Raw genomic sequence first — 17,877 nt, 5'->3', positions numbered from 1 at the left:
TCTGCCGAGCGGGGGATGACGAGGCAGGTTAGATGGCAAATAGCCTAGTGGATCAGTACCTTGGCCGTCCCGACCTGCACGGTTGCATCTGAAATCGTTGCAAACTTTATGATTCACTGACAATCTCTACAACCACCAAGCCATGGTGATATCTAATGAATGAGAATAATGAAGTACGCACCGTCGGAGAGATAATTTCGTATATCCAATCGATTAGACAACATGAAGATGAAGAACTATGGTATCGCGGACATAAATCAATAAAGTATAAAGTTACGCCTACTATTTGGCGAGGGTACTCTCGCAGCGATGAAAGGAATTTCACTAATCGATTTCGAGCCAGAGCTGGAATTCGTTATTCGAATAGTCCAAAATATAACGACAATGCTCACTGGCTAAGTCTTATGCAACATTATGGAATGCCGACAAGATTACTTGATTGGACAAGATCTCCTCTGATTGCAACTTATTTTGCATTAGAGAGTTACATTGAAGGAGCGGCAAGCACGGAAGCTGCCGAAATTTGGATACTGAATCCTTTCCGCCTCAATGAATCAGAAGGTTTTAGCCCAATTACACCACCGATCGACGCGAATAAATGCCTTGGGATGCTTATTCCTGCATTCGCCAACGGCTACGAAGAGAACAATAAAGTGATAGCGGCCATGGCAGCCGAGTCAGATATTCGAATGTTTGTCCAGCAAGGATGCTTTACGATTCATTCAAGAAGCACTCCGTTGAACGAAACTCCGAATCATGAAGAATATCTAAGATCTATGATCGTCCCACAGGAAAGCGTTCAGGCGCTAGCGGACGAGATTCGACTTTGTGGATTTCGCAGAGGGGACATTTATCCGGATCTCGCAAATTTGGCGAATGAACTCAAAATTGCGCATCCAAAAGGCTGGACGGGAGGATAATAGGCCTCAAGAATAACCCTGCGCCCTCTCCAAAATAGCCGCCCGCCATGCGCTGAGACATGGCGGGCAATAGAACTATTCTGAGCAGTTGGGCGACATCTCTTTTCCTACTAAGCCGCCTCAGCCATCTCCCCCTTCTCCTCCACCCCATGCTGGCGCAACGGCTTGTTCCCCGACAGCTTCCGCATCAGCACGTAGAACACCGGCGTCAGGAAGATGCCGAAGGCGGTGACGCCGATCATGCCGGCGAAGACCGCGATGCCCATGGCCTGGCGCATCTCGGCGCCCGCCCCGGTCGAGAGCACCAGCGGCACCACGCCCATGACGAAGGCGAGCGAGGTCATCAGGATCGGCCGCAGGCGCAGGCGGCTGGCCTCGATCGCGGCCTCGACCGGCGTCCTGCCCTCGAATTCGAGCTCGCGCGCGAATTCGACGATCAGGATGGCGTTCTTGGCCGATAGTCCGACCAGAACGACGAGGCCGATCTGGGTGAAGACGTTGTTGTCGCCACCGCTCCACCAGACGCCGGCCATCGCCGCCATCAGGCCCATCGGGATGATCAGCAGGATCGCGACCGGCAGGGTCAGGCTCTCGTATTGCGCCGCCAGCACCAGGAAGACGAGCAGGATCGCGACCGGGAAGACGAGCATGGCGGAGTTGCCGGCGAGAATCTCCTGATAGGTCAGCTCGGTCCATTCGAAGGCGAAGCCCTTGGGCAGGGTCTCGGCCGCGATGCGCTCGACGGCGTCCTGCGCCTGGCCCGAGGAGAAGCCCGGGGCCGGGCCGGCATTGATGTCGGCGCTGAGGAAGCCGTTATAGCGCATGGCCCGTTCGGGACCGGAATCGGTGCGCACGTTGAGCACGGCCGAGAGCGGCACCATCTCGCCCGAATTCGAGCGGACCTTGAGCTTGCCGATGTCCTCCTGATAGGCGCGGTAGGGCGCATCGGCCTGGACGCGCACGGTGTAGGTGCGGCCGAACTTGTTGAAGTCGTTCACATAGGACGAGCCGAGATAGATCTGCAGCGTCTCGAAGACATCGGTGACGGGAACGCCGAGCTGGCGCGCCTTGGTGCGGTCGATGTCGGCATAGAGCTGGGGAACGTTGACCTGGAAGCTCGAGAACATGCCGGCAAGCTCGGGCGCCGCCGCGGCCTTGGCCATGAAGGCCTTGGTCGCCTCGTCGAGCGCCTTGTAGCCGAGGCCGGCGCGGTCCTCGATCTGCAGCTTGAAGCCGCCGATGGTGCCGAGGCCCTGGACGGGCGGCGGCGGGAACATCGCGATGAACGCCTCCTTGACGCCGGCGAACTCCTTGTTGAGCTGCATGGCGATGGCGTTGCCGGAGAGCTCGGGCGTCTTGCGCTGGTCGAAGGGCTTCAGGCCGACGAAGACGATGCCGGCATTGGACGAGTTGGTGAAGCCGTTGATCGACAGGCCCGGGAACGAGATCGCGTTCTCGACGCCGGGATGCTTCAGCGCGATCGCGTCCATCTTGCGGATGACGTCCTCGGTGCGGTCGAGCGTCGCAGCGTCGGGCAGCTGGGCGAAGCCGACGAGGTACTGCTTGTCCTGGCCGGGCACGAAGCCCGACGGCACCTTCTGTAAGAGCACGACGGTCAGCCCGACGAGGCCGGCATAGACCACGAGCATCACCGTCTTGCGGCCGAGGATGCGGGTGACGCCGCCGCCATAGGCCTGCGAGGAGCGGTTGAAGAAGCGGTTGAAGCCGCGGAAGAACCAGCCGAACAGCTTGTCCATGACGCGGGTGAGCGCGTCCTTGGGAGCGTCGTGGCCGCGCAGCAGCAGCGCGGCGAGCGCCGGCGACAGGGTCAGCGAGTTAATCGCCGAGATCACCGTCGAGATCGCGATGGTCAGCGCGAACTGGCGGTAGAACTGGCCGGTCAGCCCGGAGATGAAGGCAAGCGGCACGAAGACCGCGACGAGCACGAGCGCGATCGCGATGATCGGGCCGGAGACCTCGCGCATCGCCTTGTAGGTCGCTTCGCGCGGCGAGAGGCCGTTCTCGATGTTGCGCTCGACATTCTCGACCACGACGATGGCGTCGTCGACGACGATGCCGATCGCCAGGACGAGGCCGAACAGCGAGAGCGCGTTGATCGAGAAGCCGAGCAGGTACATCACCGCGAAGGTGCCGACGACCGAGATCGGCACGGCGACGAGCGGGATGATCGAGGCACGCCAGGTCTGCAGGAAGACGATGACGACGAGCACGACCAGCGCGATCGCCTCGAGCAGCGTGGTGATCACCGCCTTGATCGAGGCGCGCACGAACTGGGTGGTGTCGTAGACGATCGAGTAGTCCACGCCCTCGGGCATGTTCTGCTTGATCTCCTTCATCACCGCCTGAACCTGGTCGGCGATGGCGATGGCATTCGAGTTCGGCGCCTGGAAGACCGGCACGGCGACGGCCGACTTGCCGTTGAGCAGGGAGCGCAGCGCGTAGTCGGCGGCGCCTAATTCGATGCGGGAGACATCCCTGAGGCGCACGACCGCGCCGCTCGGGGCGGTCTTGACGATGATCTCGCCGAACTCCTCCTCGCTGGCGAGGCGGCCCTGCGCATTGACCGAAAGCTGCAAGTCGAGCCCCGGCCCGCTCGGCGAGGCGCCGATGACGCCGGCCGCGGCCTGGACGTTCTGGGCGCGGATCTCGCGGACGATGTCGGAGGGCGAGAGGCCGTGCTCGGCGACCTTCTGCGGGTCGAGCCAGACGCGCATCGAATAGTCGCCCGAGCCGAAGAGCTGGACCTGGCCGACGCCGTCGATGCGCGCCAGCCGGTCCTTGACGTTGAGGACGGCGTAATTGCGCAGATAGGTCATGTCATAGCGGCCGTTCGGCGAGGTGATGTGCACCACCATCGTCAGGTCCGGCGAGCTCTTGATGGTGGTGACGCCGAGGCGGCGCACCTCCTCCGGCAGGCGCGGTTCCGCCTGCGAGACCCGGTTCTGGACCAGCTGCTGGGCCTTGTCCGGGTCGGTGCCGAGCTTGAAGGTGACGTTCAGCGTCATCACGCCATCGGTCGTCGCCTGGCTCGACATGTAGAGCATGCCCTCGACGCCATTGATCTGCTCCTCGATCGGCGTCGCCACGGTCTCGGCGATGACCCGCGGATTGGCGCCGGGATATTGCGCGCGCACCACCACGGTCGGCGGCACGACCTCGGGATATTCCGAGATCGGCAGGGCCCGCAGCGCCAGCAGGCCGGCGAGGAAGATCAGGACGGAGAGGACGCCGGCAAAGATCGGCCGGTCGATGAAGAACTTCGAGAGATTCATGAGGGTGCCCCTTCAAGGCGGCGGCCCCGCCGGTCCCGAAGCGGCCGGCGGGGCGGGGAATAGGGAGTGAGGAACCGCGCCGTCATTCCGGGGCTTCGCGCAGCGAAGAGCCTGGAACCCAGAACCGACGCGCTTGCTCTCAGATGCGCGGGATCGGGTCATTCAACCCGGAACCGGCATCGGCTCTGGGTTCCGGGCTCAGGCCTTTCGGCCTGCCCCGGAATGACGGCGGTGGTTCAGCGCTGCGCAAGCTCGGTCTTGGGCTTCTTCAATTCAGAACGCTCGGCCATCGGCACCTGCTCGGGGGCGACGGACGCACCCGGGCGGATGCGCTGCAGGCCGTTGACGACGATCTGCTCGCCGGCTTCCAGCCCGCTGGTAACGATGCGCAGCCCCTCGGCGGCGGTGCCGAGCGTGACCTCGCGCCAGATCGCCTTGTGGTCCTTGCCGACGACGAAGACGAACTTCTTGTTCTGGTCAGTACCGACGGCGCGCTCGTTGATGACGAGGGCCGGCTCGCTCCTGGCCTGGCCCATGCGCAGGCGCACGAACTGGCCGGGCATCAGCGAGCCGTCCCTGTTGTCGAAGATGGCGCGAACGCGGACCGTGCCGGTCGCGGCGTCGATGCCGTTGTCGACGAAGTTGAGATGGCCGGAGATCGGCGCCGCCTCGTTCGTCGCTGTGGTCATCTGCACCGGGATGCGCTTGAGGTCGCGCGGCTTGCCAGCTTCAGCCGGCAGGGTCGCCAGCGCCTTGAGCAGCGAGCCCTCATCGGCGTTGAAGCCGGCATAGACCGGGTCGACCGAGACCAGCGTCGTCAGCAGCGGCGCATTGGCGCCGGCGGCGACGAGGTTGCCGACGGTGACTTCGAGCCGGCCGATGCGGCCGCCGATCGGGGCGCGGATCTGGGTGTAGTCGAGGTTCAGCCTGGCCGACTGCAGCGCAGCGCGAGCGGCGCGCTCATTCGCCTGCGCCTCACGCAGCGCATTGAGCCTGGCGTCGAGGTCGCGCTGCGAAACGTTCTGCGTCGACATCAGCTTCTGGCCGCGCTCATGCTCGTTGGCGGCGAGCGCGACGCGGGCCTCGGCGGCAAGCAACTGCGCCTGGGCACGCTCGAACTCGGCCTGGTACGGCGCCTGGTCGATGCTGACGAGCAGGTCGCCCTGCTTGACCAGCGCACCCTGCGAGAAATGCACCTGCTCGACCACACCGGAGACGCGCGAGCGGATCTCGACACGCTCGATCGCCTCGAGCCGGCCGGAGAACTCGGCCCAGCTGACCAGCTCGCGCTGTTCGACCGTGGCGACCGAAACCGGCGTCGCGGCCGGCGCGGCAGGGGCAGTGTCGCCCTGTGCCGTGTTCGAGCCGTGGACGGCAATAGCGAGCGCCGCGAGCGAGACGCCAGCGGTAAGAGCAACGCCCAACAGGGCATGACGGATCGTTCCCAGAATCATGGGTCTAGTCCTTCGTGGAGAGAGATTGAAAGAGCGGGGGCGATGCGGTCGCTAGGACGGCGCAGTCGCGGTGAAGAACTCGCTGACGTGATGACAGGCCGCGCACAGGCAGGTGCCGTCGCAGGGGCCTTCGGCGAAGGCGTCCGGCCAGCGACTTGGCCCACCGACGACGCGGATGGTGGTGTCGACGCCGGCCGCCTTCAGCCGGTGGGCATAATTGATGCTCTCGTCGCGCAGCAGATCGTCCTCGGCGGTGACGATCAGCGCCGGGGCGAGTCCGGTCAGCCTGACGGCATTGACCGGGGCGGCGTAAGGATGCGCCGCCTTCTCCGGCGAGCCGAGATAGGCATGCCAGCCATCGGCCCAGCGACAGCCGACCGGACCGGCCTCGGCATTGCGGAAGGAATAGGTGCCGAGGCAGGAATCGAGCATCGGCGAGAACAGGATCTGGCCGGAGAGCGGCGGCCCGTGCCGGTCGCGCGCCATCATAGCGAGCGCCGCGGCGAGATTGCCGCCGGCCTCCTCGCCCGCCACATAGAGCGGCGCGTTCTTGCCGACCCAGCGCGCCTTGTCGCGTGCGATCTTCTCGAGCGCCGCATAGGAGGCTTCGAGCGCCTGCGGGAACGGATTGGCCGGAGCGAGTGGATACGGCAGCGAGATCACGATCGCGCCGGCCTCGGCCAGCGTCGTTGCGACAGCTTCGCCGGAAGCAAGAGTGCCGCTATCGAACGTGCCGCCATGCAGATGGACGACGAGGCCCGCCTCGTCCGGCACGGCAGCCGGCGCATAGAGCCGGCCGGCGAGCTTGTCGCGCCCGACCGCGACGCTCTGCTCGCGCCAGAAGACGGCGCGGCGATAGCGGCTTTCGGGGACGGACGGGGCGAGCATGGCGGTGATGGCCGGTGAATGTTGCGGTGCATCACGATTTAGGTGATGCTCTGCGCTTAATAAACCGCCGTTCTGCTCCTACATTATTTCCATATGGAAATAATCGACGGATCATCCGGGGCCTCGATATGGATCAGCTCAACGCCATGCGCGCCTTCGTGCGCGTCGTCGAAGTCGGCACCTTCACCCGGGCCGCGGAACTGCTCGACCTGCCCAAGCCGACCGTGACCAAGCTGATCCAGCAGCTCGAAGGGCATCTGCATGCGCAATTGCTCAACCGCACGACGCGCCGCGTCACCGTGACGATGGATGGCGCCGCCTATTACGAGCGGGCGCTGCGCGTTCTCGGCGAGATCGACGAGCTCGACCAGAGCATGACCTCCTCGCAGGCCCGGCCGAGCGGGCGGCTACGCGTCGATGTCAGCGCCTCGTTCGCGACCGACATCATCCTGCCGGCTCTGCCCGGCTTCCTTGCGCGCTATCCCGAGATCCAGATCGATATGGGCCTGTCCGATCGGCCGGCCGACCTGATCGGCGAGAATCTCGACCTCGCCATCCGTGCCGGCGCGATCGACGACCAGAGCCTGATCGCCCGCCGCATCGGCGAGATGATGCTGATCACCTGTGCGACGCCGGGCTACCTCGCCAAGCACGGCACGCCGCAGCACCCGCGCGATCTGGAGGATGGCCATCTCGCGATCGGCTATCGCCGGGCCGGAACCAGCCGCATCATGCCCTTCACTTTCGCCAGCCCGAAGGAGACGATCGAAATCCAGGGCGACTATGTGGTCTCCCTGAACGATGGGACCGGCTATGTCGCCGCCGGACTGGCGGGGCTCGGCGTCATGCAGGTGCCGACTTTCATGGCCGGGGCGCACATCGCCTCCGGCCGGCTCGTCCCGGTCCTGACCGACTGGTGCACCAAGCCGAAGCCGCTGCACATCATCTACCCGCCGAACCGTCACCTCTCCAACAAGGTCCGCGTCTTCGTCGACTGGCTGGCCGAACTGTTCGCCCGGAACGCGTTGCTTCAAGGCAGGCCGCTGCTGCCCTGCCCTGGTGGCGTCGCCGCAGAAGCGCTCGCTCATCAGTCCGAGCAAGCGGCTTAGGCGCAAGCCGGGGATGACGGCCCCAGCGGTTCCATCGCATCGCGAACTGGCCTAACCAGAGGCGCGGCCGTCCGCCGCGCGCCCTCCAGCAGCCAGGTCCGTCCGATGTCCCGCAGCGTCCGCGACAAGCTCGAAGCCACCCTCACCCGCATCGGCGACGGCACCCCGGTCTTCACCAGGCTCCTTACCGACACGGCCCGCGCCGAGGCCGATGCGGCCGACCGCCGCCGTGAGGCCGGGCTGCAGCTGAGCGCGATCGACGGCACGATCGTCTCGGTCAAGGACCTGCTCGACGTGAACGGCGTCACAACCTGGGCCGGTTCGAGCGCGCTGAAGGGTGCGCCGCCGGCGACGCAGGACGCGCCCTCGGTGGCGCGGCTGCGCCGGGCCGGCGCGGTGATCATCGGCAAGACCAACATGACCGAGTTCGCCTTCTCCGGCATCGGCCTCAACACCACCTTCGGCACGCCGGGCAGCGCGCTCGACAAGGCACGCATCCCCGGCGGCTCCTCCTCCGGCGCGGCCGTCTCGGTGGCGGAAGGGTCGTCGGAGCTGACCGTCGGCACCGATACCGGCGGCTCCTGCCGCATACCCGCCGCCTTCAACGGCATCACCGGGATGAAGCCGACGCACAAGACGGTCCCCGACGAGGGCTGTTTCCCGCTGGCGCCCAGCCTCGATTCGATCGGCCCGCTGGCCAAGGACGTCGCCGGCTGCGCGCGCCTGCTCTCGGTGCTGGCCGACCGGCCGTTCGATCTCGCAGACGGTATGTCTGCCGGTCGTATCCGTCTCGGCGTGGCGCGCGGCGGCTTCCTGGCCGAGGCTGATCCGTCCGTCGCCAAGGCCTATGAGGCGGCGATCGAGCGCGTGACGCGGCTCGGCATCGCCGTCGAGCCGATCGATCTCGACGGGTTCTACAAGGAAATGCTGGCGGTCGCCCCCGTGCCGCTCGTCACGGTCGAGGCTGCCGCAGTGCATCGCGATCTCCTGGCGAGCAAGGCCGAGACTTACGACCGGCGCGTCGCGGCCCGGATCGCCATCGGCGTGCCCTGCAAGGCGGCCGACTACATTATCGCCATGGAGAAGCGCCGGGCGCTGATCGCTCGGCTCGCTGCCCAGCTCGACGGGCTCGACGGCTTCCTGGCGCCGACCGTGCCGATCGAGGCGCCGACGATCGCCGCGATGGAGGCCGGTGACGAGGCCTTCTTCGCGGCCAATCGCCTGATCCTGCGCAACCCGGCCTTCGGCAACCTGTTCGACCTGTGCTCGATCTCGCTGCCGATGCCGCTCGGCGACAAGCTCTCGGGCGGGCTCATGCTGAGCGCGGTCGCCGGACGGGACCAGCAGCTGCTCAACATCGCCAGGCTGATCGAGCCGGCTGCGGTGGGCTGAGCCTCAGGGGCGCGGACGCCCTTCCCGTCATGGTCGGGCTTGTCCCGACCATCCACGTCTTCGCTTCATAGAGCGCAGGCGGTGTTCGAGACGCGGATGCTCGCCACAAGGGCGAGCATGACGGCTTGGGATCAGCCCCTCACCTCGCCGAGCGCCCAGGGCAGCTCCTCGCCGCCGCGGAAGACGACGACGTCCTCCTCGCCGACCGCCACGGTGGGCGACACCCGGCAGGGCCGCTTCTCCAGCGTGATCGTGCCCTCGTTCAGCGGCAGGCCGTAGAAGCGCGCGCCGTTCTCCGAGGCGAAGGCCTCGAAATGGGGAAGCGCGCCCTCCTCGTCGAAGACCTGGACATAGGTCTGCAGCGCGGTGGCGCCGCCGAAGACGCCGGCCGAGCAGCATTCGGCCTGCTTGGCGCTGCGCAGATGCGGGGCGGTGTCGGTGCCGATGAAGAAATTGCCGTCGCCGGCTGTGACCGCCTTGCGCAAGGCCAGGCGATGGCGCTCGCGCTTGGCGACCGGCAGGCAATAGAGATGCGGCCGCAGGCCACCCTGGAAGATCGAGGTCCGGTTGATGATCAGGTGATGCGGCGTGACGGTACCCGCCGCGCGGCCGGCATGGGCGCGCACCAACTCCACGGTCTCGGCGGTGGTGACATGCTCGACCACGACCTTCAGGCCCTGATGCCGCCTGAGCAGCGGCAGCATCTCGGTCTCCATGAACACCGCCTCGCGGTCGAAGATGTCGACGGCCGGGTCGGTCGCCTCGCCATGGACCAGGACCGGCATGCCGATCTTCTCCATGCGCTCCAGCACCGGGGCGAGCTTCGGAATATCGGTAACGCCGTAATGGGCGTTGGTGGTGGCGCCGGCCGGGTAGAGCTTGGCGGCCGCCCAGACGCCTTCCTTGAAGCCGCGCTCGATCTCGTCCGGATTCGTTGAATCGGTCAGATAGCAGGTCATCAGCGGGGTGAAGTCGTTGCCCTCCGGCCGCGCCGCGAGGATGCGCTCGCGATAAGAGGAGGCCGCATCGACTGATGTCACCGGCGGCACCAGGTTCGGCATGATGATGCCGCGCCTGAACTGGGCGGCGGTGAAGGGCAGCACCGCCTTCAGCATGGCGCCGTCGCGCAGATGCACGTGCCAGTCGTCCGGCCGGCGGATCGTCAGCGTCTGCGACGGAGTGGTGACTGCCTTGGCTTCGCTGCTGCCGAAGAGTTCCGTGACGCTCATGACCTGCCCCTGTGCTGACCTGCCCGCCAGACGAATCCGCCGGCGAGCTGGCTTTCCATAGCCGCCTTGGCGAGGCGGCGCGAGCACATCGAAACAATCACGCCGGGGACAGTGCGCGGGAGGGATTGACCTTCACCGGCAACCTGTCGAGAAGGGGCCGTTTGCGAATTTGATCCGAGCCGCGCCAACGCCTGCAAACGGCGAAGGATGGCGCGCGCTGGCCCTGGAGAACGAGACCATGTCGAATCTTTACATGCCGGTCGACCGGGAGACCATCGCGCTCGAAGCGGCCAAGATGCTGCTCGAGATCAAGGCGGTCCACTTCTACAGCGACAAGCCCTTCATCTTCACCTCGGGCTGGGCGAGCCCGGTCTATATCGACTGCCGCAAGATCATCTCCTTCCCGCGCCTGCGCTCCTCGCTGATCGACTTCGCCGCGACCACCATCGTGCGCGATATCGGCTATGAATCGATCGACATCGTCGCCGGCGGCGAGACGGCCGGCATCCCCTTCGCTGCCTGGATCTCCGACCGGCTCTCGCTGCCGATGCAGTATGTCCGCAAGAAGCCCAAGGGCTTCGGCCGCAATGCCCAGATCGAGGGCGAGGTGGTCGAGGGCGCGCGCACCCTGCTGGTCGAGGACCTCGCCACCGATGGCGGCAGCAAGGTGAATTTCTGCAAGGCGCTGCGCGATGCCGGCGCCAAGGTCGATCACTGCTTCGTGCTGTTCTACTACGACATCTTCCCGCAGGGCCGCGCGATGATGCAGGACATCGGCGTCGGCCTGCACTATCTCACCACCTGGTGGGACGTGCTCAAGGTCGCCAAGGCGAGCGGCCATTTCGAGCCGAAGGTGCTCGCCGAGGTCGAGAGCTTCCTCAACGAGCCGGCCAAGTGGTCGGCCGCCCATGGCGGCATCTCGGACTTCAACCAGGCCAAGACCGGCTGAGGACGAAAGCCCGGCCGGCTGGGCAGGTTCTCAGCCGGCGTGCAGAACCCTGAAGCGATCGGGCGCCATCGGGTCCCGGTCGACCACCTGGATCGGCGGCCAGGCCCATTGCCAGACGCTGATGCCCGGCACGCGCGAGAACCGGATCGGCCCGCGCGTGCCCTCGACCGATACCTCCGACCAGGCTTGCGCCAGACGTCCCGGCTCCGTGCCATGGGACCGCATCATCGCGGCAAGGACGGCGATCGTGTCGTAGCCCTCGAAAGCGACGAAGGACGGCGCCTGCGCCAGCCGCTGACGCAGGGCCGCCCCGACCCGCATACCGAGCGGAGGAAGCTGCTCGGACAGATAGCGCAGGAACGGGATCGCGGCCCCGTCCCCGCCCAGCAACGCCAGCCATTCGGGCAGCTCCGGCGGCCCGGCCGGCGCACCGATCAGGACGCCGCCAAGGCGCGGATCGCTGCGGACGGCCTTGACGATCGAGACCGCCGGCTCCGGGTGGCCGACCAGGAGCAGCAGGGCCGTGGTACGCTTGCCGGCGAGTTCATCACAGAGCGCGGCAGGCGCGAGCGAGTTCATCTCGAACTCCGTGACGCTGCCACCGCGCGGCGTGATGTAGTCCTGCAGGATGCGTGTCCCGGAGGCCCAATAGACGCTCGGCACGGTGGCGACGGCGACCTGCCGATGGCCAGCATCGAGCAGGAAGTCGGCATAGAGCCGCCAGCCGCGCGATTGCGCCGGGGCAATGCGCGCAACCCAATCGGTCGGCCGCTCGGTGAGCGCATCGAGAACCGCGGAGGAGCAGAGGAACGGCAGCCTCAGGGCATCGGCCCTGGCAGCGGCAGCGCGGGCGACGACGCTGTGGTATTCCCCGGCAAGGGCGACGATGCCCAGGCCGGCCAGTTCATCGACGGCGGCCACCGCCTTCTGCGGATCGGCCGCGGTGTCGCGTACGATGAGCTCGAGCGGCCTCCCGTCGATCCCTCCGGCACCGTTGATGTCTGCGACGGCGAGCTCGAGCCCTGCGAGCAGATGCCGGCCCGCCTCGGCCCAACCGGGCGGCGACAGCGGGGCCAAGGCACCGATCCGGATAGGCATCGTCATGCGTCGGTATCTCCCGGGCGAAGTTTCGGTCGCACTATGCCGGGAACGCGCGCACAGACGTCAGTGGCGTAAGCGCAGCGCGGCCAAGAATGGCTCGCATGGGCATCCGGCGATGGTCATGCCTTGTCCGGTTGCAGTATCCTCAGAATGCGGGCGAGCTCATCCAGATCGCCTTGCGCCAACCGGGTGAGCTCGGCCGGAGGCCGGTGATAGGCCGCCATCAGCTCCTGCATGACGTCCCTGCCCTTCGGCGTCGCCCGGACGAGCTTCACGCGCCGGTCGGCAGCCGAGGCGACGCGCTCGGCCAGGCCAGCCCGCTCCAATCGGTCGACCAGCCAGGTCGCGGTCGAGGGATCGCAGCTCCATTCCTTTGCCAGCGCGCCCATCGGCTTGTCGCCAGCGAGGAGCGAGAACAGCGCGCGGGAATCGTTCGGCGTCAGCCCCCGCTCCTGCTGGGCCTGCAGTCGCTCGGGCGCCGAGCGCATCAGGAAGCCGAACATCAGCCGCCAGGCCTCGGCGGCTCCAGCGGCCGCCTCTTCGGGAGATGGCGTCGTCGCATCACGCGTCATCGGTTCAGGACCTCGGTGTCTTGACATATTTTGATATATCAAATATTTTGAGTCATCAAATTAATATTCATATTCTGCCCTCGCGACGCCACACAGAGCCTCGCCGCTCCTGCCGCTGCCTCGCGAAAGCTTTGTCATTCCAGAGGAAACCATCATGATCACCAGCACCGGAGTCCTCATCGTCGGCGGCGGCCTGAATGGACTCGCGGCCGCCGCGCTGCTCGCCCACCATCGCATCGACTGCATGGTTGTCGAGCGTCATGCCGACACCTCGATCCAGTACAAGTTCACCGGCATCTCACCACGCAGCATGGAGATCTTCCGCAGCCTCGGGCTGGAAGCGGAGATCCGCGCCCGGCGTACCGGCGACCAGCAAAGCGGCGGCATCGCCCGGGCGAGGACCCTCGCCGATCCCGAGGTGCAATGGAGCGAGATCGGCTGGCCCGACGCCACTCCCTACAGCCCGACCCAGCCTGCGACCTGCGACCAGAACGTGCTGGAGCCGATCCTGCGGCGTCATGCCGAGCGGCTCGGAGCGACCATGCGCTTCAACACCGAGTTCGAGGCCGTCGAGCAGGACGCGCGGCAGGTCCGCGCCCGGATTCGCGATCGGACCAGCGGAGCCGAGGAGACCGTCGTCGCCGACTACCTGATCGTCGCGGATGGCGCCGGCGGTTTGCTGCGCCAGCGCCTCGGCATCGGCGTGAGCGGCCCCGGCGTGCTGCAGCACTGGATGAACCTGATCTTCGACACCGACCTGCCGCCTACTCTGGGCGGCAAGCGCTTCACCTCCTGCTTCGTCACCGAGCTCAACGCCACGCTCACCCCGCGCCGCGAGGGACGCTGGCTGCTGGCGCTGCAGTATTTTCCCGAGAACGGCGACAAGCCTGAGGATTTCGACGCGCGCCGCTGCCGCGAGCTGGTTGCCAGGGGCGCCGGACGCCCGGATGTCAAGGCGGAGCTGGTCGATGCGCGCCCCTGGGCGCTGGCCGCCCAGATCGCCGAGCGCTTTCGCGAAGGCCGCTGCTTCCTGATCGGCGACGCGGCGCATCTCATGCCGCCGACCGGCGCCTTCGGCGGCAATTCCGGCATTCACGACGCGCACAATCTCGCCTGGAAGCTCGCTCTGGTCATGCGCGGCGAGGCGCGGGCGGAGCTGCTCGACAGCTATGACCGCGAGCGTCGCCCGGTGATCGCAGCCACGCTGGCGCAGGCGCTCGCCCGGCTCCAGGCCTGGTTCCGGGACCCGGCCGGGCGCCTGCCGAAGCCACCGCCGATCGTCGCCGATTACGATGTGATCTTCGGCCAACGCTACGATGCCGGCGCAATCCTCCGCGACGGCGTGCCGCCCGAAGCGCCCTTCGAAGCTTTCGCGGCGCTGTCCGGGCGACCGGGAACACGGGCGCCGCATCATCAGATCGAGCATCAGGGCGAGGCGCTTTCCCTGCTCGACCTCTTCGGCAAGGACTTCGTTCTGCTCAGCCGCGATCCAGCCTGGCATGCGGCCGCCGAGGCAATCCGGACCGAATGCAGCCTGCCGCTCGCCAGCTGGGGTGCTGGCTCAGAGGATTGGCTCGGCAGCTACGGCATAGGCAACCAGGGCGCCGTTCTGGTCCGCCCGGACGGCTTCGTGGCATGGCGGATGTCGGATTCGGTAGACGATCGGAAAGCCATACTGCTTGGCGTCCTCGACCGGATCGGCCTGCGCGCCGAGGCTGACGGAGAGGCGTGATGAAGTCTCCCGCGACGCTGACCGCGATTCTGGTCGTCGAGATCCTGCTCTTCGCCGGAGCCGCGCTGGTCCATGCCGGCGTCCTGATCGGCGGCTATGAACATGCCCAGGCCAGGACGGCGGAAGGAGTGATCGGGACTGTGCTGGCGCTCGGCCTAGTCATCTGCCTGCTGCGTCCGGCGGCGACGCGCGTGATCGCCCTCGTGGTGCAGGGTTTCGCGCTGCTCGGCACGCTGGTCGGCGTCTTCACCATCACGATCGGCATCGGGTCGCAGACGCTGGCGGACAAGGCCTTCCACGTCGTCCTGCTGGTGGTGCTCGCCGCCGGGCTGGTTGCCGCCTGGCGCGCGCCGCGCGGCTAGAACTTCGGCGGCCGGCGCTCGAAGAAGGCGGCAATGCCCTCGCGGAAATCCGCCGTGCCGGCATTGGCGACGAAGTTCCGCTTCTCCAGATCGAGCTGCGCATCGAAGGAGCCGTGAGTCGCGGCCTGGACCAGCGCCTTGCTCGCCCCTTGCGCGCCGACGCTGCCGCGGGCGAGTTTTTCTGCCATGGCGTGCGCCGCCTCCATGAGCTCGCCATGCGGCACGACGCGGTTGACGAGGCCGAGCTGGAGCGCAGTTTCGGCGTTCACAGCCTCGTTGAGCAGCACGAACTCCAGCGCCCGGCGCGGGCCGAGCAATTGCGTCAGCGTCCAGGTGGTGCCGCCATCGGGGCTGGTGCCGAGCTTGGTATAGGCCGAGAGAAAGCTGGCATCCTGTGCCGCCACCACGAGGTCGCAAGCGAGTGCGAGCCCGACGCCGCCGCCGGCGACCGGCCCCTGCACCGCGGCGATCACCGGCTGCGGCATCGCCTTGATCAGCCGCATCAGCGTGTGGAAGCGGTCGATCAGCTTGGTCGCGGTCTGCGGCGCGCCCGGAAGGTCGGCCTGGAAGCGGGCGAGATCGCCGCCAGCCATGAAGGAGCGCCCTGCCCCGGCCAGGATGACGGCGCGGATCGTTTCATCTGCCGCCGGCCCGGAGAAGGCCGCGACCAGCGCATCGGCCATCGCCTCGTCGAGGACGTTGAGCACCTTGGGGCGGTTCATCGTCACGGTCAGGATCGGGCCCTGCCGCTGCGTGATCACCACCTCGCCTGCCGCATCGCTCATCGTCTCATCCTCATCCCGTCTGCGCCACGAGCCTCAGCCCGGCGCCCGCGTATCGTCGATGACCTTGCCATCGTTCGGCAACGTCCCCGGCGCAACCAGCTCGATCGTACCGCTCAGCTTGAAGACCTCGCGAACGGAGGCTTTCACCGCCTCCGCCAGCCCCGCCTCCGGCGCGGCGGCCTCGACCTTGAAGCACATCGCATCAGTCTCGCCGGCACGCATCACCACCAGCCGGCAACGGCCGAGTTCCGGATGTCGCGCGGCGACCGCCGCGACCTGCTCGGGCCGAACGAACATGCCCTTGACCTTGGCCGACTGGTCGGCCCGGCCGAGCCAGCCGCGAATGCGCTGGTTGGTTCGCCCGCAAGGCGAGCGCCCGGGCAGCGCCGCGGTGAGATCGCCGACGGCGAAGCGGATCAACGGCTTCTTCGGATGGAGGATGGTCACCGCGATCTCGCCGACCTCGCCGTCCGCCACCGGCTGGCCGGTGCCGGGGCGCAGGATCTCGACGATGATGTCCTCGTTGAGAACAAGGCCTTCGCGGGCCGGCGTCTCATAGGCGATGATGCCGCATTCGGCCGTGGCGTAGCACTGATAGGCGTCGATGCCGCGCGCGCGGAATTCGGCCTGCAGCGAGGGTGGAAAGGCCGCGCCGGAGACTACCGCGCGCTTGAGCGACGACAGGTTGCGCCCGCGCGCCGCGCCGAGATCGAGCAGGATCTTCAGGAAATCCGGCACGCCGGCATAGAGCGTCGGGCGGTAGGCCTCGATCAGGTCGAGCTGGGCGTCGCTGTTACCGGGCCCGGCCGGGATCACGGCGCAGCCGAGGACGCGCGCGCCGGCATCGAAGCACCAGGCGCCGGGCGTCAGATGATAGGAGAACGTGTTGAGCACGACGTCGCGCCAGCCGGCGCCGGTCGCGGCGAGTGCCCGTGCGACCCGCCAGGGATCGTCGTCGTGGCTCTCGGGCTCGAAGATCGGACCCGGCGACATCATCAGCCTGCGGTAATCGCTCGGGCGGCCCGGCAGCAAACCGCCGAAGGGCGGCTTTCCGCGCTGTGTCGCCGGCAGGTCGGATTTGCGCAGCACCGGCAGCCTGGCGAGGGCCGCCCGGTCGGCTACCGCCTCGGGATCGATGCCGCGCAGACGCCTGCGCCAGGCCGGCAGTCGCTGCGCTGCTGCAAGCACCTGCGGCAGGCGCTGGAACAGATCGGCCTCGCGGCGCGCGGGGGCGCGGGTTTCCAGGCGGTCGTAGTGCTTGGCCATGCTGATCTCTCAAGCCAGCCAGCGCTTGCGGCGCCGGTAGTGCTTGACCGCGTGGTAGTCGACCTTCTCGTGGCCGCCGAGATAGGCGTCGGCGACGTCGGGATTGGCGCTCAGCACCGCTGCCTCGCCGCTCATCAGGATGCGGCCATTCTCGATCAGGTAGCCGTATTGGGCGATCTCCAGCGCCGCGGTGGCGTTCTGCTCCACCAGCAGCACGGCGACACCGTCGCGCTCGTTGACGCGCCGGACGATGTCGAAGATCTCGTCGACGAGGAAGGGCGCGAGGCCAAGGCTCGGCTCGTCGAGCATCAGCAGGCGCGGCTCTGTCATCAGCGCCCGGGCGATCGCCAGCATCTGCTGCTCGCCGCCGGAGAGGTAGCCGGCCTCGGCCTTGGCCCGCTGGGCGAGCCGCGGGAAGGTCTCGAACATCCGGTCGATCAGCGCCGTGACATGGCCGCGCTCGCGATGCATGGTCGCCGCCGCGATCAGGTTCTCCTTCGGCGTCAGATGGCCGAAGACGCGCCGCCCTTCCAGCACATGGACGATGCCGAGGCGCACGCGCTCCGGCGGATCGACCTGAAGGATGGAGCGGCCGTCGAAGCTGATCTCGCCGCGGGTGACCGCGCCGCGCTCGGGCTTGAGCAGGCCCGAGATCGACTTCAGCACCGTGCTCTTGCCGGCGCCGTTGGCGCCGAGCACGGCGACGAGCCCCTTCTCGGGCACCTCGATCGAGACGCCGCGCACCGCGAGGAAGACCTGATCGTAGACGATCTCGATATTGTTCAGCGCCAGCAGCGTCATCGGCCCGATCCGATAATGGCGGGC

The 17,877-nt window shown here is 67.0% G+C and carries 15 protein-coding genes; 6 read left to right on the top strand and 9 right to left on the bottom strand.

Annotated elements, in window-relative coordinates; translation table 11 throughout:
* Window positions 1-155 precede the first annotated feature (155 nt).
* Window positions 156-920, top strand: coding sequence for an FRG domain-containing protein (locus tag ACWIGM_RS29335; protein ID WP_454029519.1), 765 nt, complete (start codon window positions 156-158; stop codon window positions 918-920).
* 110 nt (window positions 921-1,030) lie between these two features.
* Here the strand turns inward: ACWIGM_RS29335 and ACWIGM_RS29330 are convergent, their stop codons facing one another.
* The 3 genes from ACWIGM_RS29330 to ACWIGM_RS29320 all read right to left on the bottom strand — a co-directional run bounded on the left by ACWIGM_RS29330 (window position 1,031) and on the right by ACWIGM_RS29320 (window position 6,555).
* A complete protein-coding gene (locus ACWIGM_RS29330) occupies window positions 1,031-4,213 on the bottom strand; it encodes an efflux RND transporter permease subunit (RefSeq protein WP_454029518.1) in 3,183 nt (1,060 codons plus the stop codon).
* Between the two features lie 236 nt (window positions 4,214-4,449).
* Entirely contained in the window at window positions 4,450-5,667 is a 1,218-nt protein-coding gene (locus ACWIGM_RS29325) for an efflux RND transporter periplasmic adaptor subunit (protein ID WP_454029517.1), read from the bottom strand.
* 51 nt (window positions 5,668-5,718) lie between these two features.
* Window positions 5,719-6,555 (bottom strand): alpha/beta hydrolase fold domain-containing protein, encoded by an 837-nt coding sequence (locus ACWIGM_RS29320; RefSeq protein ID WP_454029516.1) that lies wholly within the window; start codon window positions 6,553-6,555, stop codon window positions 5,719-5,721.
* A 128-nt stretch (window positions 6,556-6,683) separates the two neighbouring features.
* Between ACWIGM_RS29320 and ACWIGM_RS29315 the strand changes: the two genes are divergently transcribed.
* Window positions 6,684-7,664, top strand: a complete 981-nt coding sequence (locus ACWIGM_RS29315; protein ID WP_454029515.1) for a LysR family transcriptional regulator — start codon at window positions 6,684-6,686, stop codon at window positions 7,662-7,664.
* Between the two features lie 105 nt (window positions 7,665-7,769).
* Window positions 7,770-9,056, top strand: coding sequence for an amidase (locus ACWIGM_RS29310; protein ID WP_454029514.1), 1,287 nt, complete (start codon window positions 7,770-7,772; stop codon window positions 9,054-9,056).
* A 131-nt stretch (window positions 9,057-9,187) separates the two neighbouring features.
* Here the strand turns inward: ACWIGM_RS29310 and pyrC are convergent, their stop codons facing one another.
* Complete coding sequence (gene pyrC, locus ACWIGM_RS29305) at window positions 9,188-10,285, bottom strand: dihydroorotase (protein ID WP_454029513.1); 1,098 nt, start codon at window positions 10,283-10,285, stop codon at window positions 9,188-9,190.
* Between the two features lie 238 nt (window positions 10,286-10,523).
* Here pyrC and ACWIGM_RS29300 point away from each other — a divergent pair, with 238 nt between their 5' ends.
* Entirely contained in the window at window positions 10,524-11,234 is a 711-nt protein-coding gene (locus ACWIGM_RS29300) for an orotate phosphoribosyltransferase (protein WP_454029512.1), read from the top strand.
* Between the two features lie 30 nt (window positions 11,235-11,264).
* On the opposite strand, the gene ACWIGM_RS29295 is transcribed toward ACWIGM_RS29300, so the two are convergent.
* Together ACWIGM_RS29295 and ACWIGM_RS29290 are read right to left on the bottom strand one after the other, a co-directional pair.
* Entirely contained in the window at window positions 11,265-12,338 is a 1,074-nt protein-coding gene (locus tag ACWIGM_RS29295) for an ABC transporter substrate-binding protein (RefSeq protein ID WP_454029511.1), read from the bottom strand.
* A 116-nt stretch (window positions 12,339-12,454) separates the two neighbouring features.
* Window positions 12,455-12,907: a MarR family winged helix-turn-helix transcriptional regulator gene (locus ACWIGM_RS29290; RefSeq protein WP_454029510.1), complete on the bottom strand. Its 453-nt coding sequence runs from the start codon at window positions 12,905-12,907 to the stop codon at window positions 12,455-12,457.
* A 154-nt stretch (window positions 12,908-13,061) separates the two neighbouring features.
* Here ACWIGM_RS29290 and ACWIGM_RS29285 point away from each other — a divergent pair, with 154 nt between their 5' ends.
* Both ACWIGM_RS29285 and ACWIGM_RS29280 read left to right on the top strand, forming a co-directional pair.
* On the top strand, window positions 13,062-14,639 hold the full coding sequence (locus ACWIGM_RS29285; RefSeq protein ID WP_454029509.1) for an FAD-dependent monooxygenase: 1,578 nt from the start codon (window positions 13,062-13,064) through the stop codon (window positions 14,637-14,639).
* Complete coding sequence (locus ACWIGM_RS29280) at window positions 14,639-15,001, top strand: hypothetical protein (RefSeq protein WP_454029508.1); 363 nt, start codon at window positions 14,639-14,641, stop codon at window positions 14,999-15,001. Before ACWIGM_RS29285 ends, ACWIGM_RS29280 begins: the two co-directional genes overlap by 1 nt.
* Here the strand turns inward: ACWIGM_RS29280 and ACWIGM_RS29275 are convergent.
* The 3 genes from ACWIGM_RS29275 to ACWIGM_RS29265 are packed head-to-tail and all read right to left on the bottom strand — an operon-like array spanning window position 14,998 to window position 17,853.
* Window positions 14,998-15,786, bottom strand: coding sequence for an enoyl-CoA hydratase/isomerase family protein (locus ACWIGM_RS29275; RefSeq protein WP_454029507.1), 789 nt, complete (start codon window positions 15,784-15,786; stop codon window positions 14,998-15,000). The genes ACWIGM_RS29280 and ACWIGM_RS29275 overlap by 4 nt on opposite strands.
* Before the next feature lie 33 nt (window positions 15,787-15,819).
* Window positions 15,820-17,052 (bottom strand): phenylacetate--CoA ligase family protein, encoded by a 1,233-nt coding sequence (locus ACWIGM_RS29270; RefSeq protein WP_454029506.1) that lies wholly within the window; start codon window positions 17,050-17,052, stop codon window positions 15,820-15,822.
* Window positions 17,053-17,061: 9 nt separating this feature from the next.
* Window positions 17,062-17,853 (bottom strand): ABC transporter ATP-binding protein, encoded by a 792-nt coding sequence (locus ACWIGM_RS29265; RefSeq protein ID WP_454029505.1) that lies wholly within the window; start codon window positions 17,851-17,853, stop codon window positions 17,062-17,064.
* Window positions 17,854-17,877: the final 24 nt, after the last annotated feature.

This window comes from Allobosea sp. NPDC055332, assembly GCF_053645455.1.
This window is presented reverse-complemented; position numbering and strand designations above follow the sequence as displayed.

Excerpts from the sequence above, each read along its gene's own strand:
- ACWIGM_RS29285 (WP_454029509.1), top strand. The coding sequence starts at position 13,062 with ATGATCACCAGCACCGGAGTCCTCATCGTCGGCGGCGGCCTGAATGGA.
- ACWIGM_RS29275 (WP_454029507.1), bottom strand. The coding sequence starts at position 15,786 with ATGAGCGATGCGGCAGGCGAGGTGGTGATCACGCAGCGGCAGGGCCCG.
- ACWIGM_RS29320 (WP_454029516.1), bottom strand. The coding sequence starts at position 6,555 with ATGCTCGCCCCGTCCGTCCCCGAAAGCCGCTATCGCCGCGCCGTCTTC.
- ACWIGM_RS29295 (WP_454029511.1), bottom strand. The coding sequence starts at position 12,338 with ATGACGATGCCTATCCGGATCGGTGCCTTGGCCCCGCTGTCGCCGCCC.
- ACWIGM_RS29300 (WP_454029512.1), top strand. The coding sequence starts at position 10,524 with ATGTCGAATCTTTACATGCCGGTCGACCGGGAGACCATCGCGCTCGAA.
- ACWIGM_RS29310 (WP_454029514.1), top strand. The coding sequence starts at position 7,770 with ATGTCCCGCAGCGTCCGCGACAAGCTCGAAGCCACCCTCACCCGCATC.
- ACWIGM_RS29270 (WP_454029506.1), bottom strand. The coding sequence starts at position 17,052 with ATGGCCAAGCACTACGACCGCCTGGAAACCCGCGCCCCCGCGCGCCGC.
- ACWIGM_RS29265 (WP_454029505.1), bottom strand. The coding sequence starts at position 17,853 with ATGACGCTGCTGGCGCTGAACAATATCGAGATCGTCTACGATCAGGTC.
- ACWIGM_RS29280 (WP_454029508.1), top strand. The coding sequence starts at position 14,639 with ATGAAGTCTCCCGCGACGCTGACCGCGATTCTGGTCGTCGAGATCCTG.
- ACWIGM_RS29290 (WP_454029510.1), bottom strand. The coding sequence starts at position 12,907 with ATGACGCGTGATGCGACGACGCCATCTCCCGAAGAGGCGGCCGCTGGA.
- ACWIGM_RS29330 (WP_454029518.1), bottom strand. The coding sequence starts at position 4,213 with ATGAATCTCTCGAAGTTCTTCATCGACCGGCCGATCTTTGCCGGCGTC.
- pyrC (WP_454029513.1), bottom strand. The coding sequence starts at position 10,285 with ATGAGCGTCACGGAACTCTTCGGCAGCAGCGAAGCCAAGGCAGTCACC.
- ACWIGM_RS29315 (WP_454029515.1), top strand. The coding sequence starts at position 6,684 with ATGGATCAGCTCAACGCCATGCGCGCCTTCGTGCGCGTCGTCGAAGTC.
- ACWIGM_RS29335 (WP_454029519.1), top strand. The coding sequence starts at position 156 with ATGAATGAGAATAATGAAGTACGCACCGTCGGAGAGATAATTTCGTAT.
- ACWIGM_RS29325 (WP_454029517.1), bottom strand. The coding sequence starts at position 5,667 with ATGATTCTGGGAACGATCCGTCATGCCCTGTTGGGCGTTGCTCTTACC.